This window comes from Methylophaga sp. OBS3 (assembly GCF_026319325.1).
GTDB lineage: Bacteria > Pseudomonadota > Gammaproteobacteria > Nitrosococcales > Methylophagaceae > Methylophaga.
On the sequence record NZ_JAPDMU010000003.1, the window covers coordinates 62,930 to 82,860 of the forward strand.

The following is a 19,931-nucleotide window of genomic DNA, read 5'->3' on the forward strand; positions in this document are numbered from 1 at the left end:
GCAAATGATTTTCATTAATGATAAAGGGTTTTCAAGGCAAAAAAAAGCGGCGAATCATTTCTGAGTCGCCGCTATTTGTATAGCTAAAGCTTTTTATTCTTCAATCTTCAACGCTAAGAACTGCGCCGAACCACCACGTTGAACCAGAACTGGAATAGATTTACCAACAGGTAAATTCTTCGCTACCTCAACAAACTGCTTACCATCAGTAATCTGCTCATTGTTTAAACTAATGATGACATCAGTTAAGGTAATTCCCGCTTGCGCAACTGGACCCGCTTCGATTTTCATGACCATAACACCACCAGCTTCAACACCTGTTTCCTGGCGTTGCTGCGGTGTTAATTCAACCACTTCTACAGCCAAGTTATCAGCTCTGAAACGGCCATCTGGCGTTGCGTTCGAGCCACTAGCGATTTTTTCATCTTCAGGCAGCTCTTCAACTTTCACGCTCAGTGTTTGGCGTTTGTTTTTACGCATGATTTCAACTGGCGCTGTTTTACCAACTTCCGTGCTACCAACAATTGGTGGCAAATCAGATGAGGCATCAACATTACGACCATTAAACTTCAAGATAATGTCGCCTGCTTCAAAACCTGCTTTAGCAGCAGGACTATCAGCAATAACTCTTGAAACCAGTGCACCACGTGGTTTAGCTAGACCAAATGACTCAGCTAATTCACGCGTTACATCTTGAATGACAACACCTAACCAGCCACGGCTGACATAGCCTTGTGATTTGATCTGGTTAACTACGTTCATCACAACATCCATTGGGATGGCGAATGACACGCCCATAAAACCACCGGTTCGACTATAAATCTGTGAGTTAATACCGATAACTTCACCGTCGAGATTAAATAGAGGGCCGCCAGAGTTACCTGGATTAATTGCGACGTCAGTTTGAATAAACGGAACATAGCTATCGCTTGGTAGGCTTCGACCTAAGGCACTGATAATGCCAGCAGTGGCTGAGTAATCAAAACCAAATGGTGAACCAATCGCCAGTACCCACTCACCGACTTTAAGATCTTCTGAGTGACCTAGTTTGACTGCTTTAAGATCCAGACCTGAAGCATCAACTTTTAGTAATGCAACGTCACTACGTTCATCACTTCCTAATAGTTCTGCTGTCAGCTCCGTACGGTCGCTAAAACGAACCACAATTTCATCAGCATCTTTGATGACATGGTGGTTGGTTAAAATAAAACCATCTTCGGACAATACAAAACCCGAACCTAGAGAGTTTGCTTGTGGTGGCTGTGGTTGTCCCGGCTGGCCAAAGAACCGTTTGAAGAAATCATCAAAAGGTGTGCCTTCTGGAATATCCATACCTGGTGGCATACCTTGAGCAAACGGAGAGTTTGCAGTCTCATCTTTGTTAACTTTAGTGCTGATATTCACTACGGCATCAGCATTTTCTTCAACTAACTCAGTAAACTCCGGCAGGTTACGTGCCTGCACCGTCATACTGGTTAGCAACCAAGTCATTGCTAAAACAACAATCGCCCAGGATTTGGTTTGTGTCATTTTGTATCCTCTATTATTTGCGTTGGTATGACTGCGTTTTTTTGTTTCAGCCGCGATGCTACCCAGAAAAAACCACCTAGCAATCCCATCAGCCCAGCAAAAATCTGCAAAACTTCAGGTAATGCTAACCATCGCGCCACGCCCGCACCTGCAAACATGGCTAATAACGGTAACAAATACATTAAGAAGGCACCTTGTAACAAAGCATCTTCTGGAATCGCTACCGTCACCTGCTGACCAATTTCCACAGCCTTATTGTTTGGGACAGCAATTCTGTTGAAACGTTTACCAACATGTTTCGCGAGCATTCCCGTACCACAACCTTGACGCATCTGACAGCCGCCGCAGGTAGACTGCCGCTCGGCTTCGACCCAGATGCGATTGGGTTCAATTGCAATAACTGTTGCTTTTTGAGAAATCATAAAGAGTCTGAGAGATTAAACTTAATGCCTGCACTTATCTTTTCAACTGTCACAGGCGGCACTTCACCAACAACTGTCACAAAATGAGAGTGGATGGTAATACCAAAGGCATTCACTGCTCCCATATGAGAATTCCCTTGTAAATGGCTATGTTCTGCTTTCATTGGTTCAATGAATACGGAAACTGAAGTCAAGCCATCACTATAAACTCGCTGCTCAACCAAGCCACCATTTTTAGCTTTTAGTCTATGTTGAGAAGCCACAAGACTAAAACCATCTGGTAACCAATCGGCTTCCCAACGGGAAATCAAATTATCACTAATCGCTGACGGTTTACCTGGCTCGGACTGATGCCAAGTCATTTCCTCACCACGGATCTGTGGTTTCAGATCATCGTCACTAATATAGGTATCAGTTTCAATAGACGAAAAAGCAAAGGTTTCAAGTACATCACCATCAGAAGCCAACAATTCTGATTTCAATAAAAGGTTTGTTTCTTTATCTACCCATAAGCGGTAGCCATAACGATATTCATCAATTGGTTCAATAGACAATTCTTGCGTCATGCGTCCAGCCACACGTTCTTCATCACCTAATGTAACTTCGTAATAAGGTGTTGCTGAGCCTAACCTTCTAGGTAAATCACTTGGAAAGCCTCGACCCAGTGGTCTACGACTAATGTTGATTTGTTTACCGGCTGGATTGATACAGGTCACCATATCATTGGAACGTAACACTTCTCGCGCTTCACCGTTCAATGACATTAAGCGTTCAATTTCACCTTCAGCATCATTACGATGATATATCTGTACTGACTGTAATGTACGTCCGGTTTGGTAAGCAAAAACCCCTTGATAGCTTAATTCTTTACCTGCTTGAATCATGCGTTCCATCAAGTCGACTGCATCGCTTTCTGCCCATGCCACTAAAGGCGCGTAAAACAGTAAGCAAAAAGCCAGAACCTTACGCATCATTACTGCTCCGTACCGTATGAAACCACGCGTCCATAGGAGAACATGCCTGAACCACCTGAATATTCGCTATGGTCAACTAGATAATTGTTTAGGCGCTCTTCCACTTCTTGTTCACCAACAGTCCAACGGTTCATTTGGCTCACTAACTGTGTATCTGTCACGGGTTCAGCAACAGCTAAAGGCATGTCTTGAAATCCAGGGTTAGTTGGTTCATTCATAAAGCCAACAACCGCCATCGCACCAAATGACGCCGCCATTGCCAGACCAGCAGCTTGCTTCCAAACTGTTTTCGGGAATGCCAAGATCTTCGCTTTAGGCAGTAATGATGTATTCGTATATGTTGGTTCAGCCGCTAATTGCGCTGCCAGCTTCTGGGCAAGATCAACCGGCTGCTGACCTGCCGCTCTGGTATAACCATGTAAAACGTCGCTGGTATATTGCAGTCGCAAATACTCTGCTCGCGCCGCAGGGTTTTCGCTGATATACGCGATTGCCTGAGTCAGTTCATCCCCCTGCAACTGGCCATCGACCAGTGCGGATAACATTTCGCGATGATTGACTGTCATGATTTAATCCTCTTCACCCATTACTGCTTTAACTTGAATATCAATGGCTTCACGAGCACGGAATATCCGTGATCTTACCGTTCCAATTGGGCAGTCCATTGCCTGTGCTATCTCTTCGTAACTCATGCCCTCAAACTCACGCAGCTTGATGGCTGTCGCGGTATCTTCGGGCAAATTATCTATCGCCTGCTGGATTGCCTGTTCCAGCTCTACACTCATGAGACTATTTTCTGGGGTCTCAAATTCCTTAAGTTCGGGCGCATCGTAGTAAATAGTTGCATCCATCGCATCGACGTCAGTGACAGGTGGCCTTCTAGAGCTTGCTGTCAGGTGATTTTTCGACGTATTGATCGCAATGCGATACAACCATGTATAAAAAGCACTATCACCACGAAAACCAGGCAGCGCACGATAAGCTTTAATGAATGCCTCTTGCGCAACATCCATCGCCTCAACCGGATCGTGAACAAAGCCCGTGATCACATGGATGATGCGTTGCTGGTATTTCATGATCAACAAGTCAAAAGCCTTCTTATCGCCGGCCTGTACCCGCTTAACCAGTTCTTGATCGATGCTCATCCTAAATTCCGGCCTGCTCCGACATGCCGGAGGTTAGTTTTATTGATAGCTTGATTGACCAATAGCATTTTCTTTTTGTTCCACAATCAGTGCAAAATAGCTGCTGGCATTCTACCCGTTTCCGGATTCATGACCACAACTCTACGTTTTGACTTGCTTATTATCGGCAGCGGCACAGCCGGCTTAACCTTGGCATTAAAGATGGCAGATCATGCCAAAGTTGCCATTTTGTCTAAAAGTCAGCTCGAAGAAGGCGCTTCATTATACGCGCAGGGCGGCATATCTGTTGTACTCGATAAGACCGACACCCTGCAATCCCACATCGATGATACATTAAAAGCCGGCCATGGCTTATGTGATCCTGATGTTGTTCAATTTACTGTTGAACATGCCCGCGAAAGTGTTAATTGGCTCATTGAACAAGGTGTGTCATTTACTCGCGATGAAGAGACAGACAAAAACTATCATTTAACCCGTGAGGGCGGCCATAGCCACCGACGTGTTATTCATTCAGCAGATGCGACTGGTCGTGCAGTTGAAACAACGCTTTTAGATAAAGCCAAAGCTCACCCGAATATTAGCCTTTTCCCCTACCATATCGGTATTGATCTCATCACCAGCCGTAAGCAGCTTGGTACGACAGAAAACCGTGCACTTGGTTGTTATGCATTAGATATCAAAGCTGATAAGCCAATTACTTTTTTAGCACCTGTGACCGTATTAGCAACCGGCGGCGCTGGCAAAGTTTATCTTTATACCAGCAACCCTGATGTATCAACAGGAGATGGTATTGCAATGGGTTGGCGTGCCGGCTGTCGAATTGCCAATATGGAATTTATTCAATTCCACCCTACTTGCTTATTTCATCCCAAAGCCAAATCATTTTTGATAAGTGAAGCACTTCGTGGTGAAGGGGCATTATTAAAATTAGCCGATGGCAGCAGATTTATGCCGGCATTTCATCAACAAGCTGAGCTTGCTCCTCGGGATATTGTCGCGCGAGCTATTGACCATGAGATGAAGCGGCTTGGTCATGATTGTGTTTACTTGGATATTACACATCATTCCCTTGAATTTATTCAGTCACACTTCCCGACCATATATCAGCGTTGTCTGACTTTTGGTATTGATATCAGCAAAGAACCTATCCCGGTGGTACCCGCTGCTCATTACACTTGTGGCGGTATCATGACTGACCAAAATGGTCGTACTGACATCTCTGGATTATATGCTGTGGGTGAAACTGCCCATACGGGTTTACATGGTGCCAATCGCATGGCGAGTAACTCATTGTTAGAGTGTTTGGTATTTGCGACCGCAGCAGCAAAAGATATCCAGCAACAACACTTCCCAGCAGTTCCTAACAATGTCCCAGATTGGGATGACAGCCGTGTTCACCCTGCCATTGAGGCGGTAGCGATCAGTCATAACTGGGATGAACTACGCCGTTTTATGTGGGATTACGTCGGCATTGTCAGAAGCAACGATAGGCTGAAAAAAGCCCAACAACGTCTGAAATTATTAAAACAAGAAGTTGATGCTTATTACAGCCAACATCACATCAGTAACGACTTACTGGAGTTACGAAACCTTGCAGATGTGGCTGAGCTCATCATTTTGTCAGCATTAGCACGTAAAGAAAGCCGCGGCTTACATTACAACCGCGATTATCCTGAAGTAGATGATGAGCAACCCGCACAAAACACGGTTATCCCAGGCTGTTAAAGATCAATGACTTTCTTGAAGGATAAGGCGTAACTGACGCATTGCTTGCGAATCTATAGCCCCTGACACCAGTAATAGCCTGCTGCGGTATTTTGCTTTTTGGTAATTGATAATTATCAACGGCATGCTGATAAAACACTGTTGTATTTTGATCGAATGCCAAGTCTGTTTATCAAACGCTATTTGCCAGCCTTTTTCTTGCTGGTATCGCAATAGCACACCACCACCAGACATTAATTGTCGCCAATAATAAATTGCACTCACAATTAGCAACATGAACATGATTGCTTTCTGCCACCATAGTAATGCTGTCATGACGACCGCGATCACTGATAGAAAATGCATGAGCATGCTTAACCAAGCGACAGCTTTGGGTGACTTCACCGTAAGAGATAAACTATTGTCGGCCATATTGCTTTGGGCTTCATGCTAGTGAAACGTTACAATAGCAGTTTTAAAGAATACCGGGACGCAGTAAATGACCGATAGCCTCAACCACTTATTAACTCAACAACAAGAATTAGATGAAATCATCAATCAAGACGCTTCTGGCTTTGCTGTTTTATCTGATTGGCAAGCCGTTGAAGTTAATGGTGAGGATGCAGAAACCTTTCTCCAAAGTCTGCTTACCAACGATGTGAAAGCCAGTGTCTCGGGTCAGGCACAATTGAATGGTTTTTGCCAAGCCAAAGGACGTTTACTTGCTATTTTCTGGTTAATTCGCAGAGAACAAGGCTTTATCTTAATGTTACCAGTCGATCAGGCTGCCTTTTTAGCCCAACGTCTAAGCATGTTCAAGCTGCGTAGCAAAGTGAATATTACGCCAATGACAGATGCCGCCATTGTTGCTTTTAATCAAGCAGACATGCCAAGCAGTGCGTCAATTGATACAAATCTTACCGTCGTGCTGGTCACCGAAGAAACAGTCACACAATTAACTGAGACAGGTTTAACACAACAGCCAAGCCATGCATGGCAGCAACAATTGCTGCGTGCTGGCTACCCTATGATTTTTGCTTCGTCACGCGAAAAATTCACCGCCCAACAAGTAAATCTCGATATCGCTAGAGGCGTGAGTTTTCGTAAAGGTTGCTACCCTGGCCAAGAGGTAGTTGCTCGCTTGCATTACCTCGGAGAAGCCAAACGCCGCTTATTTATTGGTGAAGTAACCAGCCATGACCTGCCCGAGGCTGGTGCAGATATTTTGACCAAAGACGGTGAGGTTGCAGGTCAATTGGTACAAAGCTGTTCGATTTCTGACACGACTAGCCTTGTTCAGTTAACACTCAAGCTCGCATTGGCCGAACAAACCATGTTTATTAATGACGGTGTTGAAATCACTGAACTACAGCAATTTAGCGAAGCTTAATCGATATCCAGTTTTTTCAATTTATACCGTAATGCCCGGAAGCTGATCCCCAGCTTCTTGGCAGCAGCGGTTCGATTCCAACGGGTCTCCTCAAGCGCTTGTTGGATGATAGCTTTCTCTTGTAACTCCAGATGTGTTTCTAAATCACCTGATGCAGCTGTTAATTGAGCGTTATCCTCGATATCAACAGATTTAGAAACATTCGTTGCTTTATGGTCATTAAACACCGGCAACATAAGATCAGCAGCCTCAATGGTATCGCCCTCTGCCCACGTTAATGCTCGCTCAAGGGTATTTTCTAACTCACGCACATTTCCGGGGAATGGATATTGTTTTAATGCCGAAAGCGCTTTTGCACTTAACTTCGGTTTCTTTTGCTGATTCTTGGCCGCTAACTTTTGAAGGATATGTTCGGCCAGTAATGGGATATCACTTTGTCTATCGCGTAATGCAGCAACCTGAATCTCAATAACATTTAAACGATAAAAAAGATCCTCACGAAAAGTCCCATTTTTAACGCCTGCCGTAAGATCTTTGTGTGTCGCAGACAATATTCTGACATCCACATTAATTTCTTCATGACTACCGACAGGGCGAATCGTTTTCTCTTGAATAGCCCTCAAAAGCTTCACTTGCATCATCAAAGGCAAGTCAGCAACCTCATCGAGAAACAAGGTACCTCCATGAGCTGCTTGAAATAAGCCTTGTTTATCGGCAACCGCCCCAGTAAACGCCCCTTTCTTATGACCGAAAAACTCACTTTCAACCAATTCAGCGGGAATGGCACCGCAGTTAACTGGAACAAATGTTTTATCTTTTCGAGCGCCGAGTTCATGAATTAGCCGCGCCACCAACTCTTTACCCGTGCCTGATTCACCACTGATATAAACTGGTGCCTGACTACGCGCTAACTTGGTCACTTTGCCACGCAGCTCGCGCATAACCTGAGTCTCACCTAATAATCGATCTCGCGAACGACGTTCATGTAAAACAGGTTTTGAAGGCGATAATTTTAAGGCTGCGCCAACAAGCTCTCGAAGTACACGTAGCTTCACCGGTTTGGAGACAAAATCAAATGCGCCAGCTTTTAATGCCTGCACCGCTAAATCCATGTTGCCATGCGCTGTAATCACCGCAACAGGTAAATCAGGATTGTTTTGCTGTATCCAAGTCACTAAATCGATACCATTACCGTCGGGTAATCGCATATCGGTAAAACATAAATCAAAAGACTGTTGTTGTAAGGCCTGCTTAGCCTGAGCAACATTTTCTGCAGTGACACACTCAATATCCATGGCGCCCAGCGTCATAGATAACAGCTCTAGAATATCGGCTTCATCATCGACTATTAAAGCTTGCGGCATCATTGGATCATTTCTCGTCTTTGTAGCGGGTAGCTTATTCTAAAACAGCAATCTGGCGCGGCAAGATAGCTTAAGCGTGCCCCATTAGCCTGACACAATTCACGGGCTAAATATAACCCTAAACCAGTACCACCCGGACGGGCGGAATAAAACGGCTCAAATAAATGTTTTAACGCCTCATCACAGACACCAGGACCATTATCAACAACATCGATAATGACTTCATTAGCCTGAATATCTACAGCCACTTGTAGCGGTGTTGGTTTTACTAAATCGGCATGATGCAGGGCATTTTCTAATAGATTCCATAAAATCTGATGTAATTGCTGGGCATCCATCCACACCCGAGCAAGCGGTGCTTTGATATCCAAAGTCACAATATCAGCATTTAACTGTTTGGTTTCTCTAAACTCCTCAACAAATGTCGACAACCAGCTTGCTAACACGACCACCTGCGGCTCAACACTTTTTCGACGACTCATTTGTAAAATAGTCTCGATAATCGCATTCATGCGACTGCTATGTCGCTCGATAATCCCGGTCAATTTTACTAATGCCTCATCATCAGCGCGCTGCTCTGACAGTAATTCGCCTGCATGACTTATGGCAGCTAGTGGGTTACGAATTTCGTGGGCAATACTGGCCGTTAATCGCCCCAATGACACTAACTTTAACTGCTGCGCTTGCTGAGCAACTTCTGAGGTATTTTCAATAAAGAGTAGAACTTCACCGGAATCTAAACGTGTTGCTCTGGCGCGAAGCTCAGGTAAGTCTGCCCGCGCTTGAAAAGGCTTAAATGCGTCTGGATTATGCTGCTGCCAACTAATCAGCTGTTTTGATAATTCAGGTACTTGGCTTCTTAAACTAAAGCCTGATTGCAAGGTATCAAATCCGAGTAGGCGCTGAGCTGATTCATTCATAAGACTCACTCTGCCAACATCATCAACAACCAATACACCAACCTGCATTCGACTGATGATGTGTTGATTTAACGTTGCCAATTTGGTGAGCTCTGCTGCACGTTCTTCGGCTAAGGTTTGCGAATGCATCATCGTGCGAGACACAAGCTGGGCGAGCATCGCTGTGATAAAGAAGATAGCGCCCAACATACCCGCTTGGCCAAAGTGATTAACGGTATCACTAGAAAAGTGACCATAGCTTGCTTCAAAAAGTACTGCTAGTGTGGCTATGGCAGCAACAAAAGCAGCCATTCGCCCAGGGATGAGCGCGCCACCGGCAACAACAATCACCACTAACAAGGCACCTAGGCCAGTTTGTAAACCACCACTGAGGTGAATTATTAAGGCTAAGGCAATGATATCAATCAGTAGTTGAATACTACATTGGGCAATAAACTCGCCCCACTGACGACTGCTAAAGACCAAAAGCACCACCGCCAATAGCATGTAACCAAAGCTAGCAACTTGGTAAAGCGCAGGATATTTTTGACCTAGAAAATCAGGTGGTAGATGCAAGTAGGCGACAAAGAAGAGTACCGATGCCAGAAACAATCGGTAACCGGAAAATAGTCTTAGCGCCCGCCACGATGCCTCGGTTTGTTCAACAGCACTGGCAATTTCAGACGTTGCCATCAAGATTGTTTCTGGAAGGCCTCAAGGTGTTCCTGACAGCAAAAATATTGCTGCTCACTTCTAATCGCTTCTTCAGGTAATAAATGTAACCCACAATGCTGACAGCGCACCATGCTTGTTTCTTTGGTGTGACTTTGTTGCTCAATACGCGCCTTACGAAACAGATTTCGGAAAATTAAATAGAGCAGTAAGCCAATAGCCAATAAAATCAAAATACGCATAAAAACCTCAAAAAAAAGGGTATTCCAAATAGAATACCCTTTTATGATGCGAAACCGCTAACCTACTAGCCGCGTGACGCTTTTTTACGCTCATGCTCCAGCAGGAATTTTTTACGTAAACGCAAAGATTTAGGGGTAACTTCTAGCAATTCATCTTCACCGATAAATTCCAGAGCTTGCTCCAAACTCATACGAATTGGCGGAACCAGAGTTACCGCTTCATCAGAGCCTGATGCACGCATATTAGTCAGCTGTTTACCTTTTAGTGGGTTAACAACCAAGTCGTTATCACGTGAGTGAATACCGATGATCATACCTTCGTATACTTCATCACCATGACCGATGAACATACGGCCACGTTCTTGTAAGTTAAAGATAGCAAAAGCAACTGCTTTACCAACACCATTAGCAATAAGAACACCGTTAATACGTTTACCAAAAGTACCCGGTTTTACTGGCGCATAGTGATCAAATACGCTGTAAATCAGACCTGTACCCTGAGTTGCTGTTAAGAACTCAGTTCGGAAACCAATCAGACCACGTGACGGGATCATAAAGTCAAGACGAACACGACCTTTACCATCTGGCGACATATCTTTCAGTTCACCACCACGGGTACCCATTTTTTCCATGATGGTACCTTGATGTGCTTCTTCCACATCGATGGTCACTGATTCAAAAGGCTCTTCTTTAACACCGTCGACTTCGCGAATAATAACTTCTGGTCTTGAAACACCTAACTCAAAACCTTCGCGACGCATGTTTTCGATCAGAACTGACAAGTGCAACTCACCACGACCCGATACACGAAATTTGTCTGGATCTTCAGGCAACTGTTCAACACGCAGCGCAACGTTATGAATCAACTCACGATCTAAACGCTCTTTGATTTGACGTGTAGTAACAAACTTACCTTCTTTACCAGCAAACGGTGAGTTATTGACCTGGAAAGTCATGGTGACTGTTGGCTCATCAACGCTCAATGCAGGTAATGCTTCAACAGCACTTGGATCACACAACGTATCTGAAATGTTAAGTGGATCTAAACCAGTAAAGGCAATGATGTCACCCGCTTGTGCTTCTTCAACTTCTTCGCGGTTCAAGCCCATAAAGCCCATGACCTGCATGACACGGCCGTTACGTTTTTTGCCTTCACGGTCCACAACCGTAACAGGTGTATTCGTTTTCACACGACCACGTTCAATACGACCAACACCAATAACACCAACATAGCTGTTGTAATCCAGTGAAGATACTTGCATACGGAAAGGACCGTCTACATCAACATCTGGCGGGCTTACTCTGTCGACGATTTTTTGGAACAGCGGCGTCATATCACCATCACGAACAGACTCATCATCACCAGCGAAACCATTTAAACCTGATGCATAAATAACTTCAAAGTCTAACTGTTCATCAGTTGCGTCAAGGTTAGCAAACAAATCAAAGGTTTGATCCAACACCCAGCCTGGACGTGCACTTGGTTTGTCAATTTTGTTGATAACAACAATCGGTTTTAAACCTAACGCCAATGCTTTTTGTGTAACGAAACGTGTTTGTGGCATCGGACCTTCAGCTGAATCAACCAGCAAAAGAACCGAGTCAACCATAGACAGAACACGCTCAACCTCACCACCAAAGTCAGCATGGCCTGGGGTATCAACGATATTGATACGGTAATCATTCCAACGGATTGCCGTATTTTTAGACAAAATGGTAATACCGCGCTCACGCTCAAGGTCATTAGAGTCCATGACGCGTTCCTGCAGCTCTTCGTGCTCACTGAAGGTACCGGATTGACGCAGCAGCTGGTCCACCAAAGTGGTTTTGCCGTGGTCAACGTGGGCAATAATGGCAATATTGCGCAGCTTGCTGATGTCTTTCGAAAATTCAGTCATAAAAATTCATTTAAATGGGCGTATGCGTAGGCACACAGTTTTAAGAAAGCCTAAAATTATAGGCACTAATTATTTCAAACTATCATTCACAAACGGGTGGATTGCCGCATGTAAATGTTTGTGTAAAACAAGTCCTGAGGCAATGACGTTGCCTTTACCAAAGATTTGGTCACGACCAGTAAAGTCAGTCACGGTACCACCGGCCTCTTCAACCAACAGTAATCCAGCGGCCAAATCCCAGTCTTCCAAACCGATTTCCCAGTAGCCATCAACCCGGCCTGCTGCAACATATGCTAAATCCAATGCTGCACTTCCTGTACGACGGATATCCGCGACTTTAGGCAATACATTGGCAAACATTGCAAGGTAAGCTTCATGATGTTGTGGGTATTTGAAAGGGAAACCTGTAGCAATCAGTGCATGATCTAATTCTTTTCGTTTACTAACACGTAAGCGGCGATCGTTTAACTGTGCACCAGCGCCACGTGTGGCAGTAAATAATTCATCACGCAATGGATCGAAAATAACGGCATGTTCTACGCGACCTTTAATTCGGACAGCGATAGAAACGCAGTAGTGTGGAAAGCCGTGAAGAAAGTTTTTTGTACCATCTAATGGATCGATGATCCATACGGTGTCATTTGCACCGCTGTCACCAGACTCTTCAGCTACGATAGCGTGTTCTGGGTAAGCTTTTTTAATCACACTGATGATTTCTTGCTCGGCTAAGCGGTCAACATCAGAGACGTAATCATTACGTCCTTTGGTAGTAATTTCCAGGTGCTCGACGTGCTGTAATGAGCGCAAGATCAGAGAGCCAGCCTGACGTGCCGCGCGAACGGCAATATTCAGCATTGGGTGCATAGACAGATTTTTCCAGAGCAAATAACTTGTGAATGGGCATTTTTGGCCGATTCGCGACCAACGCACCACTTTAAGGCGCGCATTAGTATACCAACAATTTGCACTGTTTCGCAGAATCAATTCAATCCAATAGACAGCTAATTTTTTTCCTGATAGCTTATATCTGGCTTGCGTTTAACCATATTCCATGGAAATGCCAATCCCAAAACCTTAAATCAAGGAGATTTAAATGAAATCATTAGTAAAACTGGGTGCTGTTGTTCTGCCTTTAGCTATGCTGACTGCATGTGCTAACACAGAAGAAATGAATGCTCTGAAATCATCTGTCGAAACTGCACAATCAACTGCTGATTCAGCAATGGTTGCAGCTCGCAATGCTCAAAGCACTGCTGATACTGCTCAACGTACTGCTACTGATGCAGAATTAGCTGCTATGAACGCTCAAAAAGCAGCTGAAAATGCACAAGCACAAGTTGATGAGTGCTGCGCAAAAATCGACCGTATGTTTGAAAAAGCAATGAGCAAATAAGCTTCAGCTTTACAAACAAAAAAGCCGGGACATTGTCCCGGCTTTTTTTTTGCCTACAATAAACCCTTAAAGCATGGTATCCGGTAACTGCACTGTCCAAACTGGAGTACCGGCAGCCTCAGAAACACGTGCAGCCATGTCATCTGCTTGCTCACGACTTTCAAATGGTCCTAAGACAATTTCACCAACCGTGCCGCCCCGAACAGGCCAGAACAGGTTTTCAATTTGTAGCTGCTTAATTGCGCTATGCATTTTCGCCGGTACTTTTTGGCCTGTACCACCGTGAATAAACCAAATGTCTTCAACGATTGGCGCTTCTTCACCGCTTAAGCTGTGTACGACACCATTACTATCCAGCAGTACATTGTCAGCCTTAGTCCATACATCACCTTCCGGTAATTTATCGGTCACCGCCAACATCGCTTGGATAATAGGCGTCATATTGTAGGCATCTGCATCGCCCTTATCTAAATCGTCCAATTGTTTGTGAGACTCGATGTAAAGCGCATTATTTTGCATACCCGCTTTAAACGGTGAATAAATGATATTCACAGAGGTATTCATTGGGACTTTGCTATATAGGCTTTCAATATCTTCAGGAAAAAGACGAATACAGCCACTACTAACTCGTAGACCAACACCGTAAGGACGATGTGTACCGTGAATCAAATAACTTGGATTAGATAAACGCATAGCACGAGTACCTAACGGATTGTTAGGACCTGCTGGCACAACTGCGGGCAAAATATCACCTTCAGCAGCATGTTCTTTGCGAATTGACTCTGGTGGTGTCCAAGTTGGATTTTCACGTTTTTGGATAATCGAAAATTTACCAAATGGTGTATCGCGACCTTCACGGCCAATACCGATAGGATGTGTTACCACTTGTTGTGGCTGACCTGATACGGCTTTTGGGTAGTAATACAAGCGCATTTCAGGAATATTAATCACGATTCCTTCGCGTGGCGCATCCGGTAAAACAAAACGTGTTGGTACGATAATGCGTTTGTTATCGCCAGGAACCCAAGCATCAATATCTGGGTTTGCGTTAACAATATCGCCATAGCCCAAATCAAAGTTACGCGCGATATCCAGTAACGTATCCTCTTTATTGGTATAGACGACAATATTTTGGCCTACTACTTGTGTTTGTTCGTCAGGTATTTCAAATACAGCTGACTGAGCGGGAATGCTCACGGCACCGGCTATTAGCACGGCGATAACACGTTTGATCATCGAAGTTCCTGTTGTGGGTTCAAAAGCTGCACATTATTGTACAAGGTTTCATTTCAGTAAGTTACCGATTTTAAGGTGCTTTCGGATGCTAAAAAGTCTACAATCCTGCTTTACCGATAACAAACCGCTAGCGTATTCTAGGCCCATGAAAAAAATAACCCTGCCGCTACTTTTAATGCTCTCTCTGAGTGCTTGTTCCATCTTTGGTGATAAAGAAGAAGTCAAAGCTGACGAAAACTGGACTGTAGAACGTATTTACGCTGAAGCGAAAGCGGCACTAAATATTGCCGATTACCGAACAGCGATCGAATACTACGAACAGTTAGAAGCTAGATTCCCATTCGGTGTTTATGCTCAACAAGCCTTACTAGAATCTGCCTACGCACACTATAAAAATGACGATCCTGAGACGGCCATCGCCACCATTGATCGTTTTATGCGCGTTTATCCACTAAACGAAAATATCGACTACGCGCTGTACTTACGTGGCCTAGTTAATTTCCATAAAGATGTTGGCATCTTGGAAAAATACATTCCACGTGATGAATCACAACGTGATCCTGCCTCAGCAGAAAAAGCACTTGCAGACTTCAACACACTGATTTCGCGGTATCCGCAAAGTAAATACTCTGATGATGCAGCGCAACGGGTCGTTTATTTACGTAACCGTTTAGCTCAGCATGAAATCAATGTCGCCAATTACTATATGCGCCGTACGTCTTATGTTGCTGCAGCAAACCGCGCCCGCTATGTGGTTGAGAATTATGCGCGCACGCCTGCTGTGCCTGAAGCCTTGGTTATCATGGCGAAAGCATACAAAATTATGGAAATGGATGATTTATCTGAAGACGTAATGCGCGTGCTTGAATTGAACTACCCAGCTCATCCAGGTATTGCTGACGTTCGTCGTTCAATCTTAGAAGAGTAATGAATCTGGCTGCTGTTATTGCAACAGCAGCCATCTCTCATCAACGGTTTAGATAGCTTCTTCGCCGTTTTCACTGGTACGAATGCGGATTGCTTGTTCCAGTGGTAATACGAAAATTTTACCGTCACCAATACGGCCTGTGTGTGCGGCTTTGATGATGGCTTCAATACAACCATCAACTTGCTCATCAGCCAGCACAATTTCCATTTTTACTTTAGGCAGAAAGTCCACGACATATTCTGCACCACGATATAACTCTGTATGACCTTTTTGGCGGCCAAAGCCTTTGACCTCAGTCACTGTCATGCCTGTCACACCAATCTCAGATAATGCTTCACGCACATCATCAAGTTTGAACGGTTTAATAATCGCTTCAATTTTTTTCATAGTTAATCCCTACTCTATTGTTGATGTTACGGTGTAGCCAGATGTTATCGGGTAACGACGATCTCTACCAAACGCACGACCAGTGATACGAATTCCTGGTGGCGCTTGTCGCCGTTTATATTCGTTACGATCTACCATTTTGATGACCTGTGCAACTGTATCAGCGGCAAAGCCTTCTGCCACTAAATCTTCAAAGCAGCCATCATCAGCAATATAACGTTCCAGAATTTTATCTAGCACTGGATACGGCGGCAAGGAGTCTTCATCACGTTGGTCATCCGCTAACTCAGCCGATGGAGGTCGGGTAATGATCCGCTCGGGGATCACCTGCGAAATCTCGTTGCGGTAATTTGAGAGTGCAAACACTAGGGTTTTATACACGTCTTTTAGTGGTGAAAAACCACCAGCCATATCACCGTATAAAGTTGAGTAGCCCACGGCCATCTCACTTTTATTACCAGTAGATAACACCATTGCACCCGTCTTATTGGAAATCGCCATCAATAATACGCCGCGGCAACGCGCCTGAATATTTTCTTCAGTGGTATCGACTGCTTTGCCAGCAAAGGTTTCACTTAGACTATCTAAAAAGCTATTAAACATTGGCTCAATCGACAGTTCAGAATAGGCAACCTGTAACTGACCCGCCATTTGTGCGGCATCATCCAAGCTCATTTGCGCCGTATATCGTGATGGCATCATCACTGCCTGAACTCGCTCAGCACCCAATGCATCTACCGCCAAAGCTAATGTTAATGCTGAATCAATACCGCCAGATAAACCTAAAACCACACCTGGGAATCGGTTCTTTTCAACATAATCTCTTAACCCCAAAACGAGCGCCTGATAAACACTGGCAAGTGGTGGTAAATCTTCAACAATATGACCCGTTAAGGAAATGCCATTATCAGAGGTTTTAGTAATCACAACAGGGATGAGATCTTCTTCAAATGCAACCGCTTGCATGGCAAGGTTTCCCATTGCATCTAACGCAAATGAACCACCATCAAATACGAGTTCATCTTGCCCCCCAACTTGATTGACATACAAAATGGGTAAATGATTTTCTTGGGAACGTTGGCGAACGGTATTGCGACGTAAAGCAGGCTTACCCTGCTGAAATGGTGAAGCATTGATATTAAGTAATACTTCAGCACCCGCATCTTTAGCCTGTGCTGCTGGCGCTGTAAACCAAATATCCTCACAAATGGTTACGCCAAAGGTGATGTCTTTCAGTGTGAAAGTGCTGGGTAAATGACCATCGACAAAATAGCGTTTTTCATCAAACACACTATAGTTTGGCAACATTTGCTTAAAGTATTGGCAAACAATTTCACCATCAGCAATCACACTGGCAGCGTTGTATAGCTCTTGTCCTACTTTGCCTGAGGGGTGGCCGATAACAATATGAACACCGCTCACCTTTTGTTTTAAGGTATCAATCGCTTTATCAATACGTTTTTGTAAACCCGGTCGAAGTAATAAGTCCTCCGGTGGGTAACCAGTCAGACAAAGCTCAGGAAAGACCACGATATCGGCGCCCGACTCGTCCCTACCTTGAGTTGCTGCTGCCAATACTTTGGCAGCATTGCCAGCGACATCGCCAACAACTGGATTAATTTGGGCCAGAACTACCTTTAAGGTCTGGCTAGTCATTATTTGGCTAAAGCCGCCAACATGGCGTCACCAATTTCTGCAGGCGAGCGACAAATTGTTACGCCAGCAGCATTCAATGCAGCCAGTTTGGCTTCTGCCGTACCTTGACCACCACTGATGATGGCTCCTGCATGGCCCATACGTTTACCCGGCGGTGCCGTTAAACCAGCAATGTATGCCACAACAGGTTTAGTGACATGTTCCGCAATATAAGCTGCTGCATCTTCTTCAGCCTGACCACCGATCTCACCGACCATGACAATACCTTCGGTTTGTGGATCAGCTTGGAAGAGTTCTAGGCAATCGATGAAGTTCATGCCTTGAATAGGATCACCACCGATACCAACGCAAGTACTTTGGCCCAAACCATTTAAAGTGGTTTGATGTACCGCTTCATAAGTTAATGTCCCAGAGCGAGAGACAATACCAATTTTACCCGGTAAATGAATGCTGCCAGGCATGATTCCGATTTTGCATTCACCCGGTGTAATTAAACCAGGACAGTTAGGGCCAATTAAATATACGTCACTGCCTTCGAGCGCATATTTAACACGCAACATATCTAGAACCGGAATACCTTCAGTGATACAAGCAATGACTTTAATACCCGCATCAGCCGCTTCCAAAATAGCATCGGCAGCAAATGCAGCCGGTACATAAATCATTGTGGCATTAGCACCAGTTGCTTCAACGGCATCATGTACTGTGTTAAACACCGGACGATCTAAATGGATCTGACCGCCTTTGCCTGGAGTCACACCACCAACAAAGTTAGTGCCATAGGCAATTGCCTGCTCAGAGTGAAAAGTACCTTGTTTGCCGGTAAAGCCTTGGCAAATGACTTTGGTTTCTTTACCTACTAAAATACTCACGCTGACAACTCCCCTGCCGCTGCAACAGCAAGTTTCGCTGCTGCAGTTAAATCTTGAGCAGCTTGTAAATTCATGCCACTTTCAGCCAATAGTTTTCTACCTTGCTCGGCGTTTGTGCCTTCGAGTCTGACAACCACTGGAAGCGACAAACCGACTTCTTTCGCTGCCTGAATGATGCCTTCGGCAATCAAATCACAACGGACAATACCACCAAAGATATTGACCAAAATCGACTTAACCTTGCTATCAGACAAAATCAATTTAAAGGCTTCCGCTACACGTTCAGCAGTGGTACCACCACCAACATCAAGAAAGTTTGCTGGCTCACCGCCTTCTTTCTGAATCAAGTCCATGGTTGCCATCGCTAAACCTGCACCATTAACCATGCAAGCGACATTACCATCTAAGGCAATATAGTTCAGACCGAAATCTCTAGCCGTTACCTCTGCTGGATTTTCTTGGCTAGGATCAAACATTGCGGCCAATTCGTTATGACGAAATAAACCGTTTTCATCTAAGTTAATTTTGGCATCAACGGCTAATAAGTGACCTTCGCCATTTACTGCCAATGGATTAATCTCTACAAGACTTGCATCGTTATCAATGAACAATTGATACAGTCCGCGCATAACCGATTGCAACTGTTTGAAGGCATCACCGGTTAATCCTAAAAAGAAGCCCGCGCGACGACATTGGAACCCTTGCAAACCAACCACAGGATCAACTGCCAACGTTAAAATAGCTTCAGGATTGTTTTCAGCGACTTCTTCGATATCCATGCCACCTTGTGCCGACACCATAAATGTCACGCGTTTACTGACACGGTCTACTAACAAGGCTAAATAAATTTCTCTAACGATTTCACTTGGCTGTTCAATCAAAACTTTCTTTATAGGTAGGCCTGCTGCGGTCGTTTGCTGGGTGACTAATGACGTACCGATTAGGCTTTTTGTCGCTTGGATAACGTCATCTTCACTATCGACGACAAGAACTCCGCCCGCCTTACCACGACCACCACTATGGACTTGCGCTTTAACTACCCAACGCGAGCCACCAAGACGGGTGACCACTTGTACAGCAGTCTCGACATCTTCCGCCACCTCACCGTGCGGCGTGGCAATTCCATAACGATTAAATAACTGTTTGGCCTGATATTCGTGCAGGTTCATTTCAGTAAGCCTTGATTGTGTTTTCTAAACGATCTTAAGGATCAAAAATA

The 19,931-nt window shown here is 44.6% G+C and carries 20 protein-coding genes; 4 read left to right on the forward strand and 16 right to left on the reverse strand.

Features of this window, described 5'->3' with window-relative positions; all coding sequences use genetic code 11:
• Positions 1 to 93: 93 nt before the first annotated feature.
• The 5 genes from OMP94_RS07030 to rpoE are packed head-to-tail and all read right to left on the reverse strand — an operon-like array spanning position 94 to position 4,071.
• A complete protein-coding gene (locus OMP94_RS07030; RefSeq protein ID WP_266277573.1) occupies positions 94 to 1,530 on the reverse strand; it encodes a DegQ family serine endoprotease in 1,437 nt (478 codons plus the stop codon).
• Complete coding sequence (locus OMP94_RS07035; protein ID WP_266277574.1) at positions 1,527 to 1,952, reverse strand: SoxR reducing system RseC family protein; 426 nt, start codon at positions 1,950 to 1,952, stop codon at positions 1,527 to 1,529. The genes OMP94_RS07030 and OMP94_RS07035 overlap by 4 nt, the downstream gene beginning before the upstream one ends.
• Positions 1,949 to 2,926, reverse strand: a complete 978-nt coding sequence (locus OMP94_RS07040) for a MucB/RseB C-terminal domain-containing protein (protein ID WP_266277575.1) — start codon at positions 2,924 to 2,926, stop codon at positions 1,949 to 1,951. The genes OMP94_RS07035 and OMP94_RS07040 overlap by 4 nt, the downstream gene beginning before the upstream one ends.
• Positions 2,926 to 3,492 carry a sigma-E factor negative regulatory protein gene (locus OMP94_RS07045; RefSeq protein ID WP_266277576.1) on the reverse strand — a complete coding sequence of 189 codons (567 nt, stop codon included), beginning with the start codon at positions 3,490 to 3,492 and terminating at the stop codon, positions 2,926 to 2,928. Before OMP94_RS07045 ends, OMP94_RS07040 begins: the two co-directional genes overlap by 1 nt.
• Before the next feature lie 3 nt (positions 3,493 to 3,495).
• Positions 3,496 to 4,071 (reverse strand): RNA polymerase sigma factor RpoE, encoded by a 576-nt coding sequence (rpoE, locus tag OMP94_RS07050; RefSeq protein WP_266277577.1) that lies wholly within the window; start codon positions 4,069 to 4,071, stop codon positions 3,496 to 3,498.
• A 129-nt stretch (positions 4,072 to 4,200) separates the two neighbouring features.
• On the opposite strand from rpoE, the gene nadB reads away from it, so the two are divergent.
• Positions 4,201 to 5,796, forward strand: coding sequence for an L-aspartate oxidase (nadB, locus tag OMP94_RS07055; protein WP_266277578.1), 1,596 nt, complete (start codon positions 4,201 to 4,203; stop codon positions 5,794 to 5,796).
• 3 nt (positions 5,797 to 5,799) lie between these two features.
• On the opposite strand, the gene OMP94_RS07060 is transcribed toward nadB, so the two are convergent.
• A complete protein-coding gene (locus OMP94_RS07060) occupies positions 5,800 to 6,207 on the reverse strand; it encodes a protein YgfX (RefSeq protein ID WP_266277579.1) in 408 nt (135 codons plus the stop codon).
• Positions 6,208 to 6,274: 67 nt separating this feature from the next.
• On the opposite strand from OMP94_RS07060, the gene OMP94_RS07065 reads away from it, so the two are divergent.
• Positions 6,275 to 7,165, forward strand: a complete 891-nt coding sequence (locus tag OMP94_RS07065; RefSeq protein WP_266277580.1) for a YgfZ/GcvT domain-containing protein — start codon at positions 6,275 to 6,277, stop codon at positions 7,163 to 7,165.
• Here the strand turns inward: OMP94_RS07065 and OMP94_RS07070 are convergent.
• The 5 genes from OMP94_RS07070 to suhB form a co-directional block, all read right to left on the reverse strand.
• Positions 7,162 to 8,532: a sigma-54-dependent transcriptional regulator gene (locus tag OMP94_RS07070; RefSeq protein ID WP_266277581.1), complete on the reverse strand. Its 1,371-nt coding sequence runs from the start codon at positions 8,530 to 8,532 to the stop codon at positions 7,162 to 7,164. The genes OMP94_RS07065 and OMP94_RS07070 overlap by 4 nt on opposite strands.
• Entirely contained in the window at positions 8,529 to 10,121 is a 1,593-nt protein-coding gene (locus OMP94_RS07075; protein ID WP_266277583.1) for a sensor histidine kinase, read from the reverse strand. The genes OMP94_RS07070 and OMP94_RS07075 overlap by 4 nt, the downstream gene beginning before the upstream one ends.
• Positions 10,121 to 10,342 (reverse strand): PP0621 family protein, encoded by a 222-nt coding sequence (locus OMP94_RS07080; RefSeq protein ID WP_266277584.1) that lies wholly within the window; start codon positions 10,340 to 10,342, stop codon positions 10,121 to 10,123. Before OMP94_RS07080 ends, OMP94_RS07075 begins: the two co-directional genes overlap by 1 nt.
• 65 nt (positions 10,343 to 10,407) lie before the next feature.
• On the reverse strand, positions 10,408 to 12,240 hold the full coding sequence (gene typA, locus OMP94_RS07085; protein WP_266277585.1) for a translational GTPase TypA: 1,833 nt from the start codon (positions 12,238 to 12,240) through the stop codon (positions 10,408 to 10,410).
• Between the two features lie 69 nt (positions 12,241 to 12,309).
• A complete protein-coding gene (suhB, locus tag OMP94_RS07090; RefSeq protein WP_266277586.1) occupies positions 12,310 to 13,104 on the reverse strand; it encodes an inositol-1-monophosphatase in 795 nt (264 codons plus the stop codon).
• 229 nt (positions 13,105 to 13,333) lie between these two features.
• On the opposite strand from suhB, the gene OMP94_RS07095 reads away from it, so the two are divergent.
• Positions 13,334 to 13,633, forward strand: coding sequence for an Lpp/OprI family alanine-zipper lipoprotein (locus tag OMP94_RS07095; RefSeq protein WP_266277587.1), 300 nt, complete (start codon positions 13,334 to 13,336; stop codon positions 13,631 to 13,633).
• 66 nt (positions 13,634 to 13,699) lie between these two features.
• Here the strand turns inward: OMP94_RS07095 and OMP94_RS07100 are convergent, their stop codons facing one another.
• Entirely contained in the window at positions 13,700 to 14,869 is a 1,170-nt protein-coding gene (locus OMP94_RS07100) for a L,D-transpeptidase family protein (RefSeq protein WP_266277588.1), read from the reverse strand.
• Positions 14,870 to 15,014: 145 nt separating this feature from the next.
• Here OMP94_RS07100 and OMP94_RS07105 point away from each other — a divergent pair, with 145 nt between their 5' ends.
• Positions 15,015 to 15,797 carry an outer membrane protein assembly factor BamD gene (locus OMP94_RS07105; RefSeq protein ID WP_266277589.1) on the forward strand — a complete coding sequence of 261 codons (783 nt, stop codon included), beginning with the start codon at positions 15,015 to 15,017 and terminating at the stop codon, positions 15,795 to 15,797.
• A 48-nt stretch (positions 15,798 to 15,845) separates the two neighbouring features.
• Here the strand turns inward: OMP94_RS07105 and OMP94_RS07110 are convergent, their stop codons facing one another.
• Genes OMP94_RS07110 through sucC form a run of 4 tightly spaced genes read right to left on the reverse strand, consistent with a single transcriptional unit; the run spans position 15,846 to position 19,881 of the window.
• Positions 15,846 to 16,184, reverse strand: a complete 339-nt coding sequence (locus OMP94_RS07110) for a P-II family nitrogen regulator (RefSeq protein WP_266277590.1) — start codon at positions 16,182 to 16,184, stop codon at positions 15,846 to 15,848.
• A 9-nt stretch (positions 16,185 to 16,193) separates the two neighbouring features.
• Positions 16,194 to 17,840, reverse strand: a complete 1,647-nt coding sequence (locus OMP94_RS07115; protein WP_266277591.1) for an NAD+ synthase — start codon at positions 17,838 to 17,840, stop codon at positions 16,194 to 16,196.
• On the reverse strand, positions 17,840 to 18,712 hold the full coding sequence (sucD, locus tag OMP94_RS07120; RefSeq protein WP_266277592.1) for a succinate--CoA ligase subunit alpha: 873 nt from the start codon (positions 18,710 to 18,712) through the stop codon (positions 17,840 to 17,842). The genes OMP94_RS07115 and sucD overlap by 1 nt, the downstream gene beginning before the upstream one ends.
• Positions 18,709 to 19,881 (reverse strand): ADP-forming succinate--CoA ligase subunit beta, encoded by a 1,173-nt coding sequence (gene sucC, locus OMP94_RS07125; RefSeq protein WP_266277593.1) that lies wholly within the window; start codon positions 19,879 to 19,881, stop codon positions 18,709 to 18,711. Before sucC ends, sucD begins: the two co-directional genes overlap by 4 nt.
• Positions 19,882 to 19,931: the final 50 nt, after the last annotated feature.

What these genes read in the sequence shown, in the direction of transcription:
- OMP94_RS07030 (WP_266277573.1), bottom strand. Translation starts at nt 1,530, where the DNA reads ATGACACAAACCAAATCCTGGGCGATTGTTGTTTTAGCAATGACTTGG.
- OMP94_RS07035 (WP_266277574.1), bottom strand. Translation starts at nt 1,952, where the DNA reads ATGATTTCTCAAAAAGCAACAGTTATTGCAATTGAACCCAATCGCATC.
- OMP94_RS07040 (WP_266277575.1), bottom strand. Translation starts at nt 2,926, where the DNA reads ATGATGCGTAAGGTTCTGGCTTTTTGCTTACTGTTTTACGCGCCTTTA.
- OMP94_RS07045 (WP_266277576.1), bottom strand. Translation starts at nt 3,492, where the DNA reads ATGACAGTCAATCATCGCGAAATGTTATCCGCACTGGTCGATGGCCAG.
- rpoE (WP_266277577.1), bottom strand. Translation starts at nt 4,071, where the DNA reads ATGAGCATCGATCAAGAACTGGTTAAGCGGGTACAGGCCGGCGATAAG.
- nadB (WP_266277578.1), top strand. Translation starts at nt 4,201, where the DNA reads ATGACCACAACTCTACGTTTTGACTTGCTTATTATCGGCAGCGGCACA.
- OMP94_RS07060 (WP_266277579.1), bottom strand. Translation starts at nt 6,207, where the DNA reads ATGGCCGACAATAGTTTATCTCTTACGGTGAAGTCACCCAAAGCTGTC.
- OMP94_RS07065 (WP_266277580.1), top strand. Translation starts at nt 6,275, where the DNA reads ATGACCGATAGCCTCAACCACTTATTAACTCAACAACAAGAATTAGAT.
- OMP94_RS07070 (WP_266277581.1), bottom strand. Translation starts at nt 8,532, where the DNA reads ATGATGCCGCAAGCTTTAATAGTCGATGATGAAGCCGATATTCTAGAG.
- OMP94_RS07075 (WP_266277583.1), bottom strand. Translation starts at nt 10,121, where the DNA reads ATGGCAACGTCTGAAATTGCCAGTGCTGTTGAACAAACCGAGGCATCG.
- OMP94_RS07080 (WP_266277584.1), bottom strand. Translation starts at nt 10,342, where the DNA reads ATGCGTATTTTGATTTTATTGGCTATTGGCTTACTGCTCTATTTAATT.
- typA (WP_266277585.1), bottom strand. Translation starts at nt 12,240, where the DNA reads ATGACTGAATTTTCGAAAGACATCAGCAAGCTGCGCAATATTGCCATT.
- suhB (WP_266277586.1), bottom strand. Translation starts at nt 13,104, where the DNA reads ATGCACCCAATGCTGAATATTGCCGTTCGCGCGGCACGTCAGGCTGGC.
- OMP94_RS07095 (WP_266277587.1), top strand. Translation starts at nt 13,334, where the DNA reads ATGAAATCATTAGTAAAACTGGGTGCTGTTGTTCTGCCTTTAGCTATG.
- OMP94_RS07100 (WP_266277588.1), bottom strand. Translation starts at nt 14,869, where the DNA reads ATGATCAAACGTGTTATCGCCGTGCTAATAGCCGGTGCCGTGAGCATT.
- OMP94_RS07105 (WP_266277589.1), top strand. Translation starts at nt 15,015, where the DNA reads ATGAAAAAAATAACCCTGCCGCTACTTTTAATGCTCTCTCTGAGTGCT.
- OMP94_RS07110 (WP_266277590.1), bottom strand. Translation starts at nt 16,184, where the DNA reads ATGAAAAAAATTGAAGCGATTATTAAACCGTTCAAACTTGATGATGTG.
- OMP94_RS07115 (WP_266277591.1), bottom strand. Translation starts at nt 17,840, where the DNA reads ATGACTAGCCAGACCTTAAAGGTAGTTCTGGCCCAAATTAATCCAGTT.
- sucC (WP_266277593.1), bottom strand. Translation starts at nt 19,881, where the DNA reads ATGAACCTGCACGAATATCAGGCCAAACAGTTATTTAATCGTTATGGA.